Annotated in this window: 16 protein-coding genes; 9 read left to right on the top strand and 7 right to left on the bottom strand. The window is 68.3% G+C overall.

Annotation, left to right across the window (positions count from 1 at the left end):
- Window positions 1-43: 43 nt before the first annotated feature.
- Together CU254_RS30550 and CU254_RS30545 are read left to right on the top strand one after the other, a co-directional pair.
- Window positions 44-1669: a phospholipase C gene (locus CU254_RS30550; RefSeq protein WP_009082356.1), complete on the top strand. Its 1626-nt coding sequence runs from the start codon at window positions 44-46 to the stop codon at window positions 1667-1669.
- Window positions 1670-2028: 359 nt separating this feature from the next.
- Complete coding sequence (locus CU254_RS30545; protein ID WP_009082354.1) at window positions 2029-2430, top strand: Lsr2 family protein; 402 nt, start codon at window positions 2029-2031, stop codon at window positions 2428-2430.
- Between the two features lie 279 nt (window positions 2431-2709).
- Here CU254_RS30545 and CU254_RS30540 read toward each other — a convergent pair whose 3' ends face one another.
- From CU254_RS30540 to CU254_RS30515, 6 genes are all read right to left on the bottom strand, one after another.
- A complete protein-coding gene (locus CU254_RS30540; protein ID WP_009082352.1) occupies window positions 2710-3654 on the bottom strand; it encodes an MBL fold metallo-hydrolase in 945 nt (314 codons plus the stop codon).
- A 226-nt stretch (window positions 3655-3880) separates the two neighbouring features.
- A complete protein-coding gene (locus tag CU254_RS30535) occupies window positions 3881-4798 on the bottom strand; it encodes an ROK family protein (RefSeq protein WP_009082351.1) in 918 nt (305 codons plus the stop codon).
- Window positions 4795-6420, bottom strand: coding sequence for an ABC transporter ATP-binding protein (locus tag CU254_RS30530; protein WP_009082349.1), 1626 nt, complete (start codon window positions 6418-6420; stop codon window positions 4795-4797). The genes CU254_RS30535 and CU254_RS30530 overlap by 4 nt, the downstream gene beginning before the upstream one ends.
- On the bottom strand, window positions 6417-7247 hold the full coding sequence (locus CU254_RS30525) for an ABC transporter permease (RefSeq protein WP_009082347.1): 831 nt from the start codon (window positions 7245-7247) through the stop codon (window positions 6417-6419). Before CU254_RS30525 ends, CU254_RS30530 begins: the two co-directional genes overlap by 4 nt.
- The gene (locus CU254_RS30520; RefSeq protein WP_009082345.1) at window positions 7244-8203 is read right to left on the bottom strand and encodes an ABC transporter permease; all 960 of its coding nucleotides are present in this window, start codon (window positions 8201-8203) and stop codon (window positions 7244-7246) included. The genes CU254_RS30525 and CU254_RS30520 overlap by 4 nt, the downstream gene beginning before the upstream one ends.
- Window positions 8204-8207: 4 nt before the next feature.
- The gene (locus CU254_RS30515; RefSeq protein ID WP_009082344.1) at window positions 8208-10007 is read right to left on the bottom strand and encodes a peptide ABC transporter substrate-binding protein; all 1800 of its coding nucleotides are present in this window, start codon (window positions 10005-10007) and stop codon (window positions 8208-8210) included.
- A gap of 150 nt (window positions 10008-10157) precedes the next feature.
- Between CU254_RS30515 and CU254_RS30510 the strand changes: the two genes are divergently transcribed.
- The 6 genes from CU254_RS30510 to CU254_RS30485 all read left to right on the top strand — a co-directional run bounded on the left by CU254_RS30510 (window position 10158) and on the right by CU254_RS30485 (window position 16426).
- Window positions 10158-11303: an ROK family protein gene (locus tag CU254_RS30510; protein ID WP_037715303.1), complete on the top strand. Its 1146-nt coding sequence runs from the start codon at window positions 10158-10160 to the stop codon at window positions 11301-11303.
- Window positions 11300-12766 (top strand): M81 family metallopeptidase, encoded by a 1467-nt coding sequence (locus tag CU254_RS30505; RefSeq protein ID WP_009082339.1) that lies wholly within the window; start codon window positions 11300-11302, stop codon window positions 12764-12766. The genes CU254_RS30510 and CU254_RS30505 overlap by 4 nt, the downstream gene beginning before the upstream one ends.
- 94 nt (window positions 12767-12860) lie before the next feature.
- A complete protein-coding gene (locus tag CU254_RS30500; RefSeq protein WP_009082337.1) occupies window positions 12861-13625 on the top strand; it encodes a metalloregulator ArsR/SmtB family transcription factor in 765 nt (254 codons plus the stop codon).
- 310 nt (window positions 13626-13935) lie between these two features.
- On the top strand, window positions 13936-15003 hold the full coding sequence (gene rho, locus CU254_RS30495; protein ID WP_037715301.1) for a transcription termination factor Rho: 1068 nt from the start codon (window positions 13936-13938) through the stop codon (window positions 15001-15003).
- Between the two features lie 50 nt (window positions 15004-15053).
- The gene (locus tag CU254_RS30490; protein WP_078560961.1) at window positions 15054-15407 is read left to right on the top strand and encodes a GNAT family N-acetyltransferase; all 354 of its coding nucleotides are present in this window, start codon (window positions 15054-15056) and stop codon (window positions 15405-15407) included.
- A 98-nt stretch (window positions 15408-15505) separates the two neighbouring features.
- On the top strand, window positions 15506-16426 hold the full coding sequence (locus tag CU254_RS30485) for a class I SAM-dependent methyltransferase (RefSeq protein WP_009082331.1): 921 nt from the start codon (window positions 15506-15508) through the stop codon (window positions 16424-16426).
- Here the strand turns inward: CU254_RS30485 and CU254_RS30480 are convergent.
- Window positions 16338-17708, bottom strand: coding sequence for an APC family permease (locus CU254_RS30480; protein WP_037715299.1), 1371 nt, complete (start codon window positions 17706-17708; stop codon window positions 16338-16340). The genes CU254_RS30485 and CU254_RS30480 overlap by 89 nt on opposite strands.
- A gap of 188 nt (window positions 17709-17896) precedes the next feature.
- On the opposite strand from CU254_RS30480, the gene CU254_RS30475 reads away from it, so the two are divergent.
- Window positions 17897-18382, top strand: a complete 486-nt coding sequence (locus tag CU254_RS30475) for an Lrp/AsnC family transcriptional regulator (protein WP_009082329.1) — start codon at window positions 17897-17899, stop codon at window positions 18380-18382.
- Window positions 18383-18471: the final 89 nt, after the last annotated feature.

Genomic DNA, 18471 nt, shown 5'->3' with positions numbered 1-18471 from the left:
GCGCGCCCCCATCCCCACCCCGCGAAACCAGGAGGAATCCTCAGTGGACACAGCATTCGGCAGGCGGCGCCGTCGCCTGCTCGGTGCGGGCGCGCTCGTCTCGGCGGCCGTGCTCGCGATCGTCACCGGGTCCGCGGCGTCGTCCGCGCAGGCCCAGCCGCTGCACCCGCTTCCGGCGTCGTGGCTGCCCACCCTCACCCCGATCAAGCACGTCGTGGTGATCTTCGGCGAGAACATCTCGTTCGACCACTACTTCGGCACCTACCCGAACGCCACCAACGAGAACGGCACCCCGTTCCAGGCCGCGAAGAACACGCCGAAGGTCAACGGCCTCGACGAGAAGCTGCTCACCCACAACCCGAACGCGTACAACCCGAAGCGGCTCGGGCCGGACCAGGCGCTCACCTGCGACCAGAACCACAGCTACGGCGCCGAGCAGGCCGCGTTCAACGGCGGCAAGATGGACAAGTTCGTCGAGAAGACCGAGACCGACAAGTGCACCGGCCAGCCGGTCCTGTTCGGCGAGCCGGGTCTGGTGATGGACTACTACGACGGCAACACCGTCACCGGCATGTGGAACTACGCGCAGCACTACTCGCTGAGCGACAACTCGTTCAACACCGTCTTCGGCCCCTCCACCCCGGGCGCGATCAACCTGATCTCCGGCCAGACGCACGGGATCCAGGCGGTCGACCCGGTCACGCACGAGCCGAAGAGCGACTCCTACGTCGTCGCGTCGCCGGACGAGAACGGCGTCGGCACCGTGATCAACGACCCGGACCCGGCGTGGGACGACTGCTCGGGCAAGAACCACACCTCGAAGGACAACCTCGGCGCGATGCAGGGCCGCAATATCGGCGACCTGCTGAACGACCGGCACGTCACGTGGGGCTGGTTCCAGGGCGGCTTCAAGCCGACCGGCACCCAGAACGGCTACGCGGTCTGCGGGCAGAAGCACGCGAACATCGGCAATCAGTCCTCCGTGGACTACAGCCCGCACCACCAGCCGTTCCAGTACTACAAGTCCACTGCGAACCCGCACCACCTGCCGCCGTCCTCGGTGCAGGCGATCGGGCAGACCGACCAGGCCAACCACCAGTACGACATGAGCGACTTCAACGACTCGCTCAAGGCCGGTTCGATGCCCGCGGTCAGCTTCCTGAAGGCGCCGGAGTACCAGGACGGGCACGCGGGCTATTCCGACCCGCTCGACGAACAGCATTTCGTCGTCGACGAGATCAACAAGATCCAGCAGTCGCCGGAGTGGCGTTCGACCGCGATCGTGCTCGCCTACGACGACTCCGACGGCTGGTACGACCACGAGAACTCGAAGATCGTCAACGGTTCTCAGGACGCTTCGCAGGACCAGGCCGTCTGCACCGGCAAGCCGGCCGGGCTCGGCGGGCACGCCGACCGCTGCGGCTACGGCCCGCGGCTGCCGCTGCTGGTCATCTCGCCCTACAGCAAGGTGAACTACGTCGACCACACCCGGACCGACCAGACCTCGGTGCTGAAGTTCATCGAGGACAACTGGTTCTCCGGCCGGGTCGGGAACGGCTCGTTCGACACTCGCGCGGGCGGACTCTGGAACATGTTCAACTTCTGGTGGCCGCAGGCGGGCAAGCTCCCGCTCGACCCGAAGACGGGTGCGCCGACCGGGCGCGGCTAGCTCGCGTTTCTCTCCAGACACCGAAGGCCGCCGGGTTTCGACCCGGCGGCCTTCGGCCGTTTCCGGGCCCGCGCGGCCAGTCCGCTGACCGGGAAACCGCGTGCGAATACCGCAGCCCGGACTGGAAATTTTCCAGTCCGGCGAAACTCGCTCGCATTAGCCGGGCGCGGGGCGTTCGCTTAGCGGGCGGACCGGGAGGAACTGTGCGGGCAGTCGCGGATTGGGCACTGAAGGTGTTCGGGAACCGGACGGGAAAGCACGGCCGGCCGGACAGGAATGGAGTCGCGCTGCGCGGTCCGTCACTCGACACGATAGGGTAATCGCAGGCACATCCTGTAGAAGGTGAAGGAACGCGAATCATGGCGCAAAAAGTCCATGTCGAGATGGTGGACGACATCGACGGCAGCATCGCCGAGCAGACCGTCCCGTTCAGTCTCGACGGCGTGAGCTACGAGATCGATCTGTCCGAAGAGAACGCTGCCGCACTGCGGGAAGAGCTGGCCCGCTACGTCGCCGCCTCGCGCCGGGTCGGCGGCCGCAAGGTCCGGATGGCCGCCGGGCAGTCGCCGCGGCCGGCTTCGACCGCCGCGGACCGCGAGCGCAACAAGGCGATGCGCGAGTGGGCCGAAGCCAACGGTTTCACCGTTTCCGACCGCGGCCGGCTCCCGGCCGAGATCGTGAAGGCCTACGAGGAGCGCGACACCGAGGCTCCGGCCAAGCCGGCCCGCAAGCGCGCGACGCGCAAGAAGGCCAGCGCCTGAGCGTTCTATTTCAGCAGCTGTGCCGCGGGGCCGCGGCGAGTGATCAGCGGTGAGGGCGCCGCCGGGATTCCCGGCGGCGCCCTTCTGCCTGCCAGGGGGAAATCGCGGTTCCCCCGGCCTTCGACGCGATACCGCTGCGACAATGCCAGGACCGACGTGGGCGGCGGGCGCGCGGGTTTGCCGTACGTGAGGGGAACCCTGACGGAATCAGAGTCCCTCAGGGTTCCCCTCACGTACTCGCGGAACCGGAAAGGCGGCCGGGGAATCGATTTCCCGGCGTTAGGACTTGCCGAGTCCGAGCAGCGTGTCCAAGTCGATCTTGCCGCCGGCGGCTTCGCGGATCGCGCGCATCGCTTCGGCGGACGGGAGTTGTTCCCCGTGCTGGTCGGCGTGCGCGCGCAGCAGATTCCCGATGTGCCGTTCCGGGACTGTCCACGTGGGCCAGCGGCGGCGGGCGATCGTGGCGAGTTCGGCGAAGTCCGGCGTGCCCGCGCCCGCGGTCGCGTCGAGCAGCCAGTGCAGATAAGTGCGGAGCACCGCGACCGGGAAACTGCCCGGATGGCTGAGCCCGCCGTGTCCGGGCACGAAGGTGCGGACGTCCGGGAACATTTTGTCGAGCCAGTCCAGCGCGGTCAGCCAGCCCGGGATCGAACCGTGCACGGCGAACGGCGTGGACCCGACCGACAGCAGGTCGCCGGTGAAGAGCGTCCCGGTGCGCGGTTCGAACAGCACGAGGTCGCCGTCGGTGTGCGCCGTCCCGGGAAATGGGACGACCTCCACGACCACGCCGCCGAGGTCGACCTCGACCGGTTCGATCACCGCGTGGACCGCCTCGGGCCGCGGCGCCTCGAGCTTGCCCCAGTTCGCGCAGGCGAAGATCTCCTCGTCGCACTGCGGTCCGGACCGGATGATCGGCACCGCGGTGGGCGCGGCCAGGATCCGGCCGCCGTTGCGCAGCGCGACCCCGGCCCCGTTGTGGTGGGTGCCGTGCGCGTGGGTCAGCACGAGCGTGAGCGGCATTTCGACGGTCGAGTACTTGCGGACGTCGCTGACCAGGTCGAGCGTGTCGCGTTCGGTGCCGCAGGTGTCGACGAGCAGAACGCCTTCCCGGCCCCGGATCCAGCCGCAGTTGGACACCATCCAGTCGCTCGGGCTGCGCACGTAGGCGACGACGCTCGGGTCGGAATACCGGAGCGGGACGATATTGCGCCTGATGACGGGCATGGGATCCCCTCGTTGGCCACCGGACGGGAAATGATCACCGGAATGGTATAGACCAAGTCATCTGCTGTCAGCGGGGTGGAGACCACGCTCACGCGCGTGGTCCGCCGCGGTTCTCGCCCGTCCCGTTCCGTCCAGCTTCGCGCGCATCGTTGCCCCCGGCTCCGTCGGTGCCCGACAGCGTATACCCCGAGGCCACGGTTTTCTCGATGGTCCACAGAGGACTGGTTTAGGGGTTGCTCACGTCCGGTAGCCGCTGAATACCGGCAGTGAGACTGGCCGCGCCGAGCGCCACGGATTTCGCCCCGTGCCGGGAGAGCCGGATCGACACCGGTTTCCCGGACAGCAGCGGCCGTTCTTCCAGCGCTTCCCGCAGCGGTTTCTCCAGCAAGGCCCACGACTTCACCACGGAACCGCCGAGTACGCAGGTCGCGAGGCCGAGCAGCCCGGCCGCGTGCGCGACCGCCTGGCCGAGGAACCGGCCCGCGTCGGTAAACACCGCCTGAGCAGCTTGATCACCAGCGCGCGCTTCCTCCGCGACCGCTTCCGCGGCGAGGGTTCGCCCGGTCGCTTCGGCATAACGGCGGGACAGAGCCCGCCCGGCCGCGTACGCTTCAAGGTGTCCGATCTGCCCGCAAGTGCAGCGTTCCTCCCCGTAGCGGCCGACGTGTCCGATCTCGCCGGCCCCGGTCGCGCCGCCGTACAGCAGCCGTCCGTCGACGAACAACGCCCCGCCGACCCCGGTGCCGACCGCGACGCCGAGCACGTTCCGCTCGCCCGGCAGCAGTTCGCCGAGCAGGAATCCGTCGACGTCGTTGACCGTGCGCACCGGCACTCCGCCGAGCCGTGCGGACAGCTCGGTGTTGACCGGCGTGCCCGCCCATCCGGTGAACGAATCCCCGGTGACCAGCACTGTTCCGGTCACCGGGTCAACGACGCCCGCCGCGCCGACGCCGACCCCGGCGAGCGCCGCGTGGTCCGGCACCAGCGAGCTGACCAGCTCCGCCGCGCGGTCGAGGATCGCCGCGCCGCCCCGGTGCGCTTCGGACGGCGCGGACGTCGAGCCCAGTTCCCTTCCTTCCTCGTCGCACACCACCACCAGGGTTTTCGTCCCGCCGATGTCGACTCCGGCCCGCAACCCCGTCACGCCGCGGGGTCCGCGCCGGCCAGCGCCTCGCGCCGGCTCCGCTGCAACTGCGGATCCGGCACTGGCGAGGACAGGAGCAACGCCTGCGTGTACGGGTGTTCCGGAGTGCGCAGCACCGTTTCCGCCGGGCCTTCCTCCACCAGTTCGCCCGCGCGCAGCACCGCCACCCGGTCGCACAGGCTGTCGACGACCGCGAGGTCGTGGCTCACGAACAGGCAGCCGAAGCCGAACTCGCGGTGCAGCCGCCGGAACACTTCCAACACCGCTGCCTGCACGGATACGTCAAGCGCGCTCGTCGGTTCATCCGCGATCAGCAGCTTCGGGCCCAGCACGAGAGCGCGGGCGAGGCTCACGCGCTGCCGTTGCCCGCCGGACAGCTCGTGTCCGTACCGGCCCAGCACGCTTTCCGGCAGCTCGACCGCGTCGACGAGTTCCCGCACCCGTCGCTGGCGCTCGCCGCGGCCGGCCGAGGTGTGGACCACCAGCGGTTCGGCGACGGTCTGCGCGACCGTCATCCGCGGGTCGAGCGACGACGCCGGGTCCTGGAACACCGCGCCGATCTGCCGCCGGACCGCCCGCGCGGAGCGGCCAGTGCCTTTCGGCAGCGGTCCGCCGAGCACTTCGACGCTGCCGGATTTCGGCGTGACCAGGCCCAGCGCGCAGTTCCCGAGCGTCGTTTTCCCGGAGCCGGATTCGCCGACCAGCCCGACGATCTCACCGGGTGAGACGGACAGGGAAACGTCGTTTACCACCTGCCGTCCGCCGTACTCGACCACCACATTCGACAGCGCCAGCACCGGCTTCCGGGAATCGTGGGCCGCCGGTTCGTGCGAGAACGAGCCCAGTTGCGGAACCGCGGCCAGCAGTTCCCGCGTGTAATCCGCTTTCGGCGCCTCGAACAGTTCCGCCGCCGGAGCTTCTTCGACGAGCTTGCCGTTCCGCAGCACCGCGACGCGGTCCGCGACATCGGCGACCACGCCCATGTTGTGCGTGATCAGCAGCGTCGCGGTGCCTTCGTGCTCGCGGATGTCGCGCAGCAGGTCGAGAATCTGCTGCTGCACCGTGACGTCGAGCGCGGTGGTCGGCTCGTCCGCGATGATCAGCTTGGGCCCGGCGGCGAGCGCGATCGCGATCATCACGCGTTGCCGCAGACCGCCGGACAGCTCGTGCGGGTACTGCTTCAACCGCGCGGCCGGTTCGGGAACGCCGACGCGGTCGAGCAGTTCGGCGCACCGGTCGTGGTAACGGCGGTGCCGCAGCCGCGCCGGGTCGTGGTTGCGGATCGCCTCGGCGAGCTGGAAACCGATGGTCCGCAACGGGTTCAGCGCGGTCATCGGCTCCTGGAACACCATCCCGGCGGCGGGCCCGCGCAGTTTCCGCAGGTCCTCGCCCCGGAGGTCGAGCACGTTCTGCCCGGCCAGGTCGATCGAGCCGGTGACGCGCGCGGAGCCCGGCAGCAGCCCGAGCACCGCGAGCGCGGCCGTGCTCTTGCCGGAGCCGGACTCGCCGACCACCGCCACGATCTCGCCGGGCGCGACCGACAGGCTCAGCCCGTCGACCGCCGTCGCACCGTCCGCATAGGACACCCGCAGGTCACGGATGTCCAGCACTGCTTCGCTCATCGTCGCCCCTTCACCGCGAACGCGTCGCGCAGCCCGTCGCCGAGGAAGTTGATCGCGCACACCACCAGGACGATCGCGATGCCCGGCGGCAGGATCAGCCACCACGCGCCGTCGAAGGTGTAGGTAATTCCTTTAGACAGCATCGCGCCCCAGTCGGTGTCGGGCGCGGGAACGCCGAGGCCGAGGAAGCTGACGTACGCCACGAGCAGGATCGCGTCGGCGATCTGGAACGTCGCGTTCACCACCACGGTGCCGATCGCGTTCGGGATGAGGTGCCGGAACACCACGCGCGTACGGCTCGCGCCGAGCACGGTGATCGCGCGGATGTAATCGCGTTCCCGCAGGCTCACCGTTTCCGCGCGCATCAGCCGCGCGGGCACCAGCCACGAAACCGCGCCGATCAGCAGCGCCAGCACGCCGACGCTCGGGGTCACCAGCGTCGCCGCCACCAGCAGCAGGAACAACGCGGGGATCGCGACGCCGGTGTCGACGATCCGCATCAGCACGGTGTCCAGCCAGCCGCCGGTGTACCCGGCGACCGCGCCCCACACCGCGCCGATCGCGGTCGCGATGAGCCCGGCGAGCACGCCGATGATCAGCGACGTCCGGCCGGCGACCATCAGCCGGCCCAGCACGTCGTAGCCGAGGTCGTCGGTGCCGAGCGGATGCCCCGCGCCGGGTCCGAGCCGGGCCGAGGCGAGGTCGGTGTGCGATTGGTCGGTGCCGTAGAACACCGGCCCGAGGAAACAGAACGCTACGACGAGCACCAGCACGATCGCGCCCGCGACGGCGGATTTGCGGGCAAACAGCCGCGAAAGGACAGTCACGACCGCGCTCCCTTCACCCGGACCCGCGGGTCGATCGCCAGCTGGACCAGGTCCGCGAGCAGGGAGCCGAGCACGGTCGCCACGGCGATCACGAGCACGACGCCCAGCAGCACCGGGAAATCGGCGGTGCGGGTCGCGGTCCAGAACAGCAGGCCGATGCCGGGGTAGTTGAACATCGATTCGACGACCAGCGAACCGCCGAACACCACCGGCACGTAGTAGCCGAGCATCGAGACCACCGAGGTCAGCGAGTTCGGCCAGACGTGCCGCCAGATGATCGTGCGCTCCGGGGTTCCCTTGGCCCGCGCGGTGCGCACGAAGTCCTCGGACAGGCTGTCCAGAGTGGACGCCCGCATGTACCGGCTGAACGCGGCGAGCGCGGCCCCGGTCCCGGCGAGCACCGGCAGGACCAGCGCACCTGGTTGGGACAGCAGTTCGCCGATCGTTTCGCCCTGTGCGGCTTGCGCCGGGAACCACGGCAGGACCTGCGCGAACAGGACGATCAGCACGAGCGACAGGAAGAACACCGGCGTCGCGTAGAGCACGAAGGTGATCGCCGTGGTGAGCACGTCCGCGGTTCGGCCGCGACGAACCGCTTGCCACACGCCGAGCGGCAGCGCGACGAGGATCGCGAGCGCGGTCGACAACACGGTGAGCAGCAGGGTTTTCGGCATCCGCTCGGCCAGCAGGGTGCTCACCGGCGAGTTCTGCGTGTACGACTCACCGAGGTCGCCTTGCAGCAAGCGCAGCAGGTAGTCCCAGTACTGCACCGGAAGCGGCTGGTCGAAGCCTTGCGCGTGGTTGAACGCGGCGATCTGCGCCTCGGTGGCTTTCACCCCGAGCACGCCGCGAGCCGGGCCGCCGGGCAGCAAATGCAGCAGCACGAACGTCACCACGGTGACCAGCAGCACGACCACCACGGCCAGCGCGAGCCGGCGGAGGATGTAGCGCGTCATGTCCTCACCTCGTCCAGAACCAGCGTTGCGGCAGCAGCTGCCCGGCCATCGGGTCCTGGGAAACGCCGTGCAGCGCGGTGTCGATCGCCGACACCTGGTACGGCGGGTTCGGCAGCCACAGCACCGGAAGCTGCTCGGCCAGATAAGCGCTGTACTCGAGCATCGCCGCGTTGTCCGACGCCAGGTTGGTGGCCGCGATCAGCTTGTCCGCCTTCGGATCGGTGTAGCCGCCGAAGTTCGTGCCCGCACCGGTCGCGAACAGTTCCTCGCCGCTCGGGTTCGCGGAGAAGTACCAGCTGCCCTGAGTGCCGAAGTAGGACAGCTGCCAGCTGCACGACGGCTCCTCCGGTTTGCACGTGGTTCCGTTGGCCAGCACGGTGTTCAGCGGCTGCGCGTTGATCTTCATCTCGATGCCGGCCTTCGACAGCTCCGAGCGCAGTTCCTGCATGGTGCCGTCGGTTTCGTCGGAACCGGATTCGGTCAGCATGGTCAACGACAGGCGGGTGCCTTGGGCGATGCCCTCGCCGCATTTCGCCGGGTCCGCGCACTGGAGGATCCCGTCGGAGCCGGGTTTCCAGCCGTGGTCGGCGAACAGCTGCTTCGACTTGTTCAGGTCGAACGGGTACGGATTGGTCTTTTGCTGAGGAGACAAGTACTTCGTGTCGTTGTCCTGCGGAACCGGGCCGTAGCCGACGCGCGCGGCACCGCGCCAGATCACCGAGGTGATCGCGTCCTGGTCGACCGCGTGCTGGATCGCCTGTCGCACGTACAGCTGGGAGAACACCTTGCCCAGCTTCGGATTGTTGAAGTTGTACGGCGAATACGTGATGGACCAGCCGTTCCACGGTTCGATCCGGTAGCCCTGCTGCTCCAGCTTCGAGCGCTGGCCGAGGTTCGACGTCGGCAGGTAGCCGTAGTCGACGCCGCCGGCGCGCAGCACGTTGTACTCCGCCGACGAACTCGTGAAGGTCAGGAACCGGACGCTGTCGATCTTCGCCGGGTCCGGTCCGGTGTACTTCGGGTTCTTCCGCAGCGTCACCTCGCCGGACGTGGTGAACCCGGCCAGCGTGAACGGGCCGTTCACGACTTTCCACAGTGGATTCGTTCCGTAGGCGCCGAGCTGTTTCGCTTGGCTCACCAGGAAATCGAAGACCTTCTTCGCGCCATCGGGGGTGCGGTCGTGATCGCCGACCGGACCCGCGGCGCTCGTGCGGTCCCACGCGTGCGGCATCGGGACGATCAGGCTGAGCTGGTTGGCGGTGAACCAGTCCGGGTTGTAGGCCTTGTCCAGGGTGAACGTGAACGTGCGGTCGTCCACGGCGTGGAAACCGGTGATGCTGTCCGGGATCAGGCCCTTCGAGTACTTGCCCCAGTTGTCCTTGCCCGCCCGGGCGAGGTTGAGCCAGAACTCGACGTCCCGGCTGGTCAGCCGCTCGCCGGTGGACCAGGTCAGCGGCTTGAGCGTGATCGTCACGGTCTTGCCGTCGGGGGAGTAGCGCGGCACGTCGGCGGCACTCGCGGCGTCGTCGAGCGTGACCGAGCCGGAACTGGCGTCGTAGCTGTACAGGGGGACGTACATGGTGGACCGGATCATGCCGTTGTACGACCCGCCGTAACCGGGGATCGAAAACGGCATGATCCAGTTCGGCGTCGCCGACGGGGGCATCGCGAACCGCACGGTCCCGCCGGGTTTCGGAGTGCCGGAACCGCCGCCGTGCGGTTCCCGGCTCGCCGCGCAGCCGGACAGCGCCAGCGCGGCGGCGAGCGTGACCCCGAGCGCGGCGCGCCACGGGCGTCGAGCCATTCGCATCACTTCCAACAACTCTGATGAAAGACCAGTGCCAGGTGCTATGCGGTGTCCTGGCTGTCGGGTAATCTCGCATGCGAGACGGGAATTGCCAAGAGTCCTTTCGAACAGTTTAGTTACATCAATTTTGATGAAAGAGGTGACGCGGTGGATCCGGCCGGACCGCTGCGGCTGTTGTGGCTGGTCGCGCACGGCCACGCGACGTCGCGCATGGACCTGGCGCGAGCGCTGGGCTTGCCGCAATCGACGGTGTCGGTGCGCACGCAGGCGCTGATGTCCGCCGGGGTGCTGAGCGAATCCGGCGAGGGCCGGTCCGCGGGCGGACGGCGGCCGAAACTGCTGACGGTCAACGCGGAGTTCGGGCACGTCTGGGCCGCCGACGTCGGCTCCCGGCACGTGCGGATCGGCGCGCTCGACATCGCCGGCCGCCTGCTGGAGGTGCACGAGCGGCCGCTGGACATCAGTCAGGAGCCGCGCGAACTGGTCGCCGGGCTCGCGGCCGCGGTGCGCGATGTGATGGCAGGCGCGGATTGTCCGGGCCGCGCGCTCGGTCTCGGCGTCGCGTTCCCCGGTCCGGTGGATGTCGACGCGGGCACCATCACGCTGCCGTCGCGAATGCCCGGCTGGCGCGGTTTCGCGGTGCGGGCGGCGCTGGCGGAGCATTTCGAGCTGCCGGTGGTCGTGGACAACGACGCGAACATGCTGGCACTGGGCGAATCCGTCGCCGGCGCGCCCGGCCGGACGTTGCTGGTGGTGAAAGCCGGTACCGGCATCGGGTCGGGAATCGTGCTGGGCGGCGAGCTTTACCGCGGCCGGGCCGGGGTCGCGGGCGACATCAGCCATGTGCGCGTGCCCGCGGCCGAGGATCAACCGTGCACCTGCGGGAATCGCGGGTGTCTGGAAGTGGTGGCCAGCGGTGCCGCGCTCGTCGGGCAGTTGCAGGCGCAGGGGTTGAAGCTGGAAACCACCGCGCAGGTAATGGCCACCGCCGAGGACGGGCATCCCGAGGCGACCACGGCCGTGCGGCGCGCCGGGCTGCGCCTCGGCGAGGTGCTGGCCACGGTGGTCAACTTCAGCAACCCGGACGAGGTGCTGCTCGGCGGAGCGCTGTCCGGTTCGGAAGCGTTCGTCGCGGCCGTGCGCGGCGCGCTGTACGAACGGTGTCTTCCCTTGGCGACCAGGGAACTGCGGATCGACCGGGTGCGGTTCGGTGCGGACGCGGGACTTTACGGCGCGGGCGCGCTCGCGCTGGACGCGGTGTTCGAGCAAGCGATCAAACGGAGTGGACGATGAAGAAGCTGCGGGTCGGGATCACCGGAATCGCCATCGAATCGAGTACCTTCTCGCCGCATCAGTCCACTGTGGACGACTTTCGGGTGCTGCGCGGAGAAGATCTGCTTGGCCGGTATGACTTTCTCGACGCGGACTGGGCCGCTGAGGTCGAATGGGTGCCGTTGGTCGACGCGCGGTCGCTGCCCGGCGGGGCGGTCACCGAGGAGGCTTACGCCGAGCTGTCCGGGGAAATCCTGGACCGGCTGCGTTCGGCGGGCGAGCTGGACGGGTTGTTCTTCGACATCCACGGTGCGATGAGTGTCGTCGGGCGGTCCGATGTGGAGGCTTCGCTCGCGCAGGAAATCCGTGCCATTGTTGGCCCGGACGTCCTGGTGTCGGCGTCGATGGACTTGCACGGCAACGTTTCCCGGGAACTGGTCGCCGCGCTGGACCTGATCACCTGCTATCGGATGGCCCCGCACGAGGACGCGTGGGAGACCCGCGAGCGGGCAGCGCGGAATCTGGTTTCGCGGCTGCGGTCCGGCGGTCGGCCGAAGAAGGCTTGGGTGCAGGTGCCGGTCCTGTTGCCGGGGGAGAAGACCAGTACCCGGCTCGAACCGGCGAAGAGCGTTTACGCGGCAGTGGATGACGTGGAAGCGCTGGACGGGGTTCTGGACGCGGCGATCTGGGTCGGCTACGCGTGGGCGGACGAACCGCGTTGCCAGGCCGCGGTGGTGGTGATGGGCGACGACGTTCCGTTGATCGCCAAGGAAGCCGAGCGGCTGGCGCAGTCCTATTGGGACGCTCGGCACGACTTCGCCTTCGTCGCCCCGACCGGCACCCTCCAGGAATGCCTCGCACAAGCGGTCGCTTCGGACTCGCGGCCGTTCTTCATCAGCGATTCCGGTGACAACCCGACCGCTGGCGGCGCTGGGGACACGTCGTGGAGCCTCGACGTCCTGCTGAACACTCCGGCCATTGTGGACTCTTCACTGACCACTTTGTACGCGGCCATTGTGGACCCCGAGGCCGTCGCGACGGCGGTGGCAGCCGGTGTTGGCGCGACGATTTCCGTGGAGCTGGGCGGAAAAGTCGACTCCGGCCCGCATGGACCGGTCGCGCTCACCGCGCAGGTGGCGGCGATCGACGCCGACGACCCGGTCGCTGGCACCGCGGTGGCGCTGGCGGTCGGCGGCCTGCGCGTGATCGTGACCGCTCGTCGCAAGCCGTATCACCTCGAATCCGACTTCCTCGCCCTCGGCCTGCGCCCGCGCGAGGCGGACGTGGTGATCGTGAAGATCGGCTACCTCGAACCGGAGCTGTACGCCATGGCCGCGGACTGGCTGCTGGCCCTCACCCCCGGCGGCGTGGACCAGGACCTGCTCCGGCTGGGCCACTCCGGCATCGTCCGGCCGATGTTCCCGTTCGACGCCGACATGGCGCCCCCTCGCTCATTCCCGAGGTCTTCTGAACACTGTGAGTAGTCAGCGCCGAGGCGGTCAGTAACTCGCCTCGGCGCTGAGCTGTGTTTACCTCGGCTGACTTGACAGGCAGGTATTTGCCTGCCTTACTGTAAGTGTGCAACTCGACCTGGACAAAGTGTTCAAGGCGCTGGCGGATCCGACCCGCCGGTACCTGCTCGACCAGCTGCGCGAGGACAACGGGCAGACGCTGGGCGAGCTGTGCCGCCGGCTGGAGATGACGCGGCAGTCCGCGACCCAGCACCTCGCCGTGCTGGAGGCGGCGAATCTGGTGAGCAGCGTGCGCCGCGGCCGGGAAAAGCTGCACTACCTCAATCCGGTGCCGCTGCACGAGATGCAGGAGCGGTGGGTGAACCGGTTCGAGCAGCCGCGGCTGCGGATGCTCAGTGCCGTCAAACGTCGAGCAGAGGAAGCCATGAAGCCGAGTTTTGTGTATGTGACCTACATCCAGAGCACGCCGGAGAAGGTGTGGCACGCGCTCACCGACCCTGACCTGACCGGGCAGTACTGGGGCCACCGCAACGAATCCGACTGGAACAAGGGTTCGCGGTGGGCGCACGTGCGGACCGACGGGTCCGGGATCGCCGACGTCGAGGGCGAGGTGATCGAGGCGGTCCCGCCGAAGCGCCTTGTCACCACCTGGTACGACCCGAACGGACCGGAGGACCAGGAACCGTCCCGCGCGACGTTCGACATCGAACAGCACGAGGGCATCGTCCGGCTCACGGTGACGCACGAGGACCTGCCGGACGAGAAGGCGCACCAGGACGTGTCCGGCGGCTGGGCGGCGGTGCTGTCGAACCTCAAGTCGCTGCTGGAGACCGGGCACGTGCTGCCGCAGGCTCCGTGGGAGATGCCGTGACGGCCACGCGGGAATAGACCCGCGAGCAGGTTTGTTGGGGTCTGGTGAGCGCCGGTTTTCCGCCGGGCAGTCGCTCGCCGGGCCCCCTTTCGCGTGCAGTGCCAGTTGTGCGGCCGGAACCGATGCGCTACTCTCACCGCATACCCCAGGAAGCCGGCCCCGCCGCCCCGGGGTTCCGCCCTCTCCGCCAGCGTGAGTCCACGCGACGAGGATCGGCGTCTTTCCCGAAGCCCGTCGCCTGACCCGCTTCGTCTCATCCCGGCGGTACGCGTTTCCGCGTCGACTGCCACTGCTCAAGGAGCCACAAACCATGACACAGCAAGGAATTCTCGACATCCGCGGCAAGACCGCCGCACTGGGCTACGCCCCCGGCGGCCCGTCCGTGCCTCTCTCGTTGATCCGCACCCACGGCCTCCGCCGAGGCGACGAACTCGTCCTCGACAACGGCGAACTCGTCTCGGTCAACGGCCGTCCGCCCGGCGAAAAACGTCCCGATTTCGACACCCTCACCCCGATTCACCCGAACCAGCGACTGGTCCTCGAAACCAGCCGGCACCAGCTCACCACCCGCGTCCTCGATCTCGTGGCACCGCTGGGCAAAGGCCAGCGCGCCCTGATCGTCGCCCCGCCGCGCACCGGGAAAACCACTGTGCTGCAAGCGATCGCGCAAGCCGTAGCGGTCAACCATCCGGAGGCGCACCTGATGGTGCTGCTCGCCGACGAGCGCCCCGAAGAGGTCACCGACATGACCCGCTCGGTGCACGGCGAGGTCGTCGCGTCCACTTTCGACCGCAAGCCCGCCGAACACACCGCGGTCGCCGAACTGGCCCTGGAACGAGCGAAGCGCCTGGTCGAAACCGGCCGGGATGTCGTGCTGCTGCTGGATTCCCTGACCCGCCTGGGTCGCGCGTACAACCTGGCCGCCCGCACCTCCGGCCGCATCCTGTCCGGCGGCGTCAACGCCAGCGCACTGCACCCGATGAAGAAAATCCTCGGCGCGGCAAGGAACATCGAGGACGGCGGCTCGCTCACCATCATCGCCACCGCCCTGGTCGGCACGGGTTCGCTGGCGGACACAGTGTTCTTCGAGGAACTGAAAAGCACCGGCAACTCGGAACTCCGCCTCGACCGGATGCTCGCCGACCACCGCGTGTTCCCCGCCGTGGACTTCTTCGGCTCCGGCACCCGCCGCGACGAGCTGATCGTGCCGCCGCGGGAGCTGGCCGTGATGAACGAGGTCCGCCGCGCACTGTCCACACAGGACCCGAAGCGGGCTGCGGAACAGTTCTTGGAACAGGTCCGCACGACGAAGTCCAACGCGGAATTCATTGCGCGGGTGAACGCTTCGCTTGCCGTCCCGGCTGCGGCGGCCGCTTGAGGTGGAGACCGAACGCCTGCGCCTGACCCCGATCTGCCCGCGCCGCGGATATCAGCCGAAGCTGGCAACGCGACGGCGTCGGCAAATGGCTGGCCCACCACCGGGGATCAGGAGAAGTCCTCGGCCGCGGCAGACTGTCCTATCAGGACGTCGATGGCGCACGACGGCTGGAGATCGGCTGGGCGGTACGCGAGGCACACTTGGGAAACGGCTACGCCACCGAGATCGGCCTCGCTGGCCTGGCCTACGCACGAGAACTCGGCGCGGCGGAAGTCGTCTCCTTCACCGAGGTGCACAACGTTCGTTCCCGTGCGGTGATGGAACGACTCGGCTTCGCCTATCGCCACGATTTCCCGCACCGAGGCGAACCGTTCGCCCGCTACGCGGTTTCCCTCGGCAGTTGAGCCGAATTTCCGCCGTTGCCGAAGCGGGACCGTTCCACTCTTTCGATAGATTTCTTTTTGTGCTATAATCGCCCAGTGCCGGGTTAAGGTCCGTACTCATGACCCCCGACGCGCACCCCAGCCACACCGCACTCCTCTCCGCCGCAGCGCGAGCCGCGCATCTGCTCGTGGACGAGCGCCCGGCCATTTTTACCGATCCGCTCGCCAAAAGCTTCCTGGGAGAACGCGCCGAAGAACTCCTCGGCTACCACCGGTCCTACGGCAGCCACCCCGTGCTGTCCGGTGCCCGCACCACCGCCGCGATCCGTAGTCGCTACACCGAGGACCGGTTGGCCGCCATGGGCGTGGACCAGTACGTGATCCTCGGCGCGGGCCTGGATTCCTACGCCTACCGCGAAGCAGGCCGGGTGCGAGTCTTCGAAGTGGACCAACCCGCCACCCAGCGCTGGAAGCGGAAACTGCTGGCCGACCGAGGCATCGCGACGCCGAAGACAGTCGAGTTCGTCGCGATCGACTTCGAGGACGACCCTGCGCTGACCGGCCACCTCGTCCGAGCCGGCTTCGACCTGAACCGTCCAGCGCTGGTCAGCTGGCTCGGCGTCACGATGTATCTCACCGAAGAGGCAATCAGCCAAACCCTCCACGCAGTCAGCGGTTTCGCGCGCGGAACAGAACTCGTCGTCGAACACCTCCTCCCCGCCGAACTCCGCGACGAGGCAGGTCAGACATACGCGGAGCTGGTCATGGCGGCGGCAGCCGAGAACGGCGAACCCTGGCAAACCTTCCTCAGCGCCGAGCAGATGGCCGCGCTGCTGCGAGACCACCTGCTCGAGCCGATCGAACACGTCCGGCAAAAAGACGCCCCCATCGAATGGCAACGCGGCGACGGGCTGCGCCCGACCGAACTGTCCGTCCTGACGAGGGCCCGCGTCAGGGAATCGTCACCAGCCAGCGATCCGAACGCCGCCGCAGATAGCCCCACCAGTACCCGGCCGAAACCAGCAGCACTCCGGCGGTAATCGCCAGATCTAGCAGGCTCTGCGACACCAGCACGTACCCGAGCGCCAGCACCACGACGACGGGCACCACCGGCCACCCCGGCATTCGCCAGACTTGCGGACGCCGGTGCGCCGGTCGCCGCGCCCACAGCACGCTCACTGAAATCGCCAGGTACAGCGCGACCACCGCCACCCCAGTCACGCCGCTCAGCGTTTCCACCGGCACAAAGCACAACACCGCTTCCGAAACGCCGACCACGAGCGTCGCCACCCAAGGTGCCCCGAACCGCGGGCTCACCACGCTCAACGCGCGATTCACCGGTTCCGGCCAAGCGTGATCCCGCCCCGATGCGTACAGCACGCGCGAATTCTGGATCACCATCACGATCACCGCGTTCACGATCGCCGCCGCGATGCACAGGCTGATGATCGTGCCGAACGTCGAACTGCTCCAGCTCACCACGAGCGCGGTCAGGTCGAGGTTCCCGAGCGTCGCGAGATCCGGGACGCCGAGCGTGATCGCGATGACCGGGACCAGGATCACGACCGCGCTGACGCCGAGCGTCCAGAACACCGTCCGCGACACCGTTTTGTGCGGTTCCCGCATCTCCTCCGCCAAATACACCGCGGTCGAGAATCCCTGCACCACGAACAACGCCACCGCGAGCCCCGCGATCACCGAGACCAGCGCGATCGGATGCACGCCGTCCATGCTGGGCCGCACGAGCACCGCGGCCGGACGGTCCGCGTGCGCGAAGCCGAGCACGGACACCACGACGATCGCGACGATCTCGAGCACCAGGAAAATTCCGGTCAGCCACGCGTTCGAGCGCAGATTCACCAGGCCCATCCCGGTGGACGCCAACATCACCAGCGCACCCGCCACCGACGGATCGACGTGCACGATCACCGCGAGGTAGTCGGCGACGCCGATGGCGATGATCGGCGGCACCACCAGGATCACGATGAACGACAGCATGAAGGTGATCCACCCGGCGAACCGGCTGACCACTGTGGACACCATGGCGTACTCGCCGCCCGAACTCGGCACCAGCGTGCCCAGCTCGGAGTAGCAGAACGCGATCCCGACGCACAGCAGCACGGCGAGCCCGATGGCCAACGCGGTGCCGGTGCCGAGCGAGCCGAACAGCGGCGGGACGAGCACGAACAACGACGACGCCGGGGTCACGCAGCTGAGCGTCAGCAACGTTCCGCCGCCGACCCCGATGGATCTGGTCAGCGAGCGGGGCGCGGGCGAACCGGCGGTCGTTTCGGTCTGGACGGGGACCGGATGAGGCGGCATGGGGATCCCTCCGTCGGCGGCGCTTGAGTTCGACGGATGGAACAGGACGGGTTTGCCGTTGTCAACGCCGGAAAGACGACGAAATCCGTTGTCGATCACCGCGCTCGACGGTCCATCTGGACACTCAGCGCGACGATCTGCCACGCCCCCGGTTGCCCGCGCGGGGGTCGACCGGAGATGATCCCGGGATGCAGAGCCAGGACCCGAACCGGCCCGTGCCGCCGGTGGTCGACGACATCTCGAAGCAGATCATCGCCCAGTTGCAAGAGGACGGACGACGGCCGTACGCCACGATCGGCAAGGCGGTCGGGCTGTCCGAGGCCGCGGTCCGCCAGCGGGTGCAGCGGCTGTCCGATTCGGGCGTCATCCAGATCGTCGCGGTGTCGGATCCCTTGCAGGTCGGGCTTTTCCGCCAGGCGATGGTCGCGATCACGGTCGACGGCCCGCTCGACCCTGTTGCCGACGCACTGGCCGAAATGGACGAGATCGACTACGTCGTGCTCTGCGCCGGCCGCTTCGACGTGCTGTGCGAGGTGCTCTGCGCCGACGACGAGGCGCTGCTCGACGTGATCTCCAACCGCATCCGGACGCTGCCCGGAGTGCGCACCGCGGAGACGCTCGTGTACCTCAAACTGCGGAAACAGTCGTACCAGTGGGGCACGCACCGCCGGTGACGACGAAATCCGAAGGTATGTCTCGATAAGACGGTGGAAATTAGTCGTTGTGGGTGGCGACGACGACTGATCCGCTTGCCAAGCGGCGT

Source organism: Amycolatopsis sp. AA4 (assembly GCF_002796545.1).
Lineage (GTDB): Bacteria > Actinomycetota > Actinomycetes > Mycobacteriales > Pseudonocardiaceae > Amycolatopsis.
This window is presented reverse-complemented; position numbering and strand designations above follow the sequence as displayed.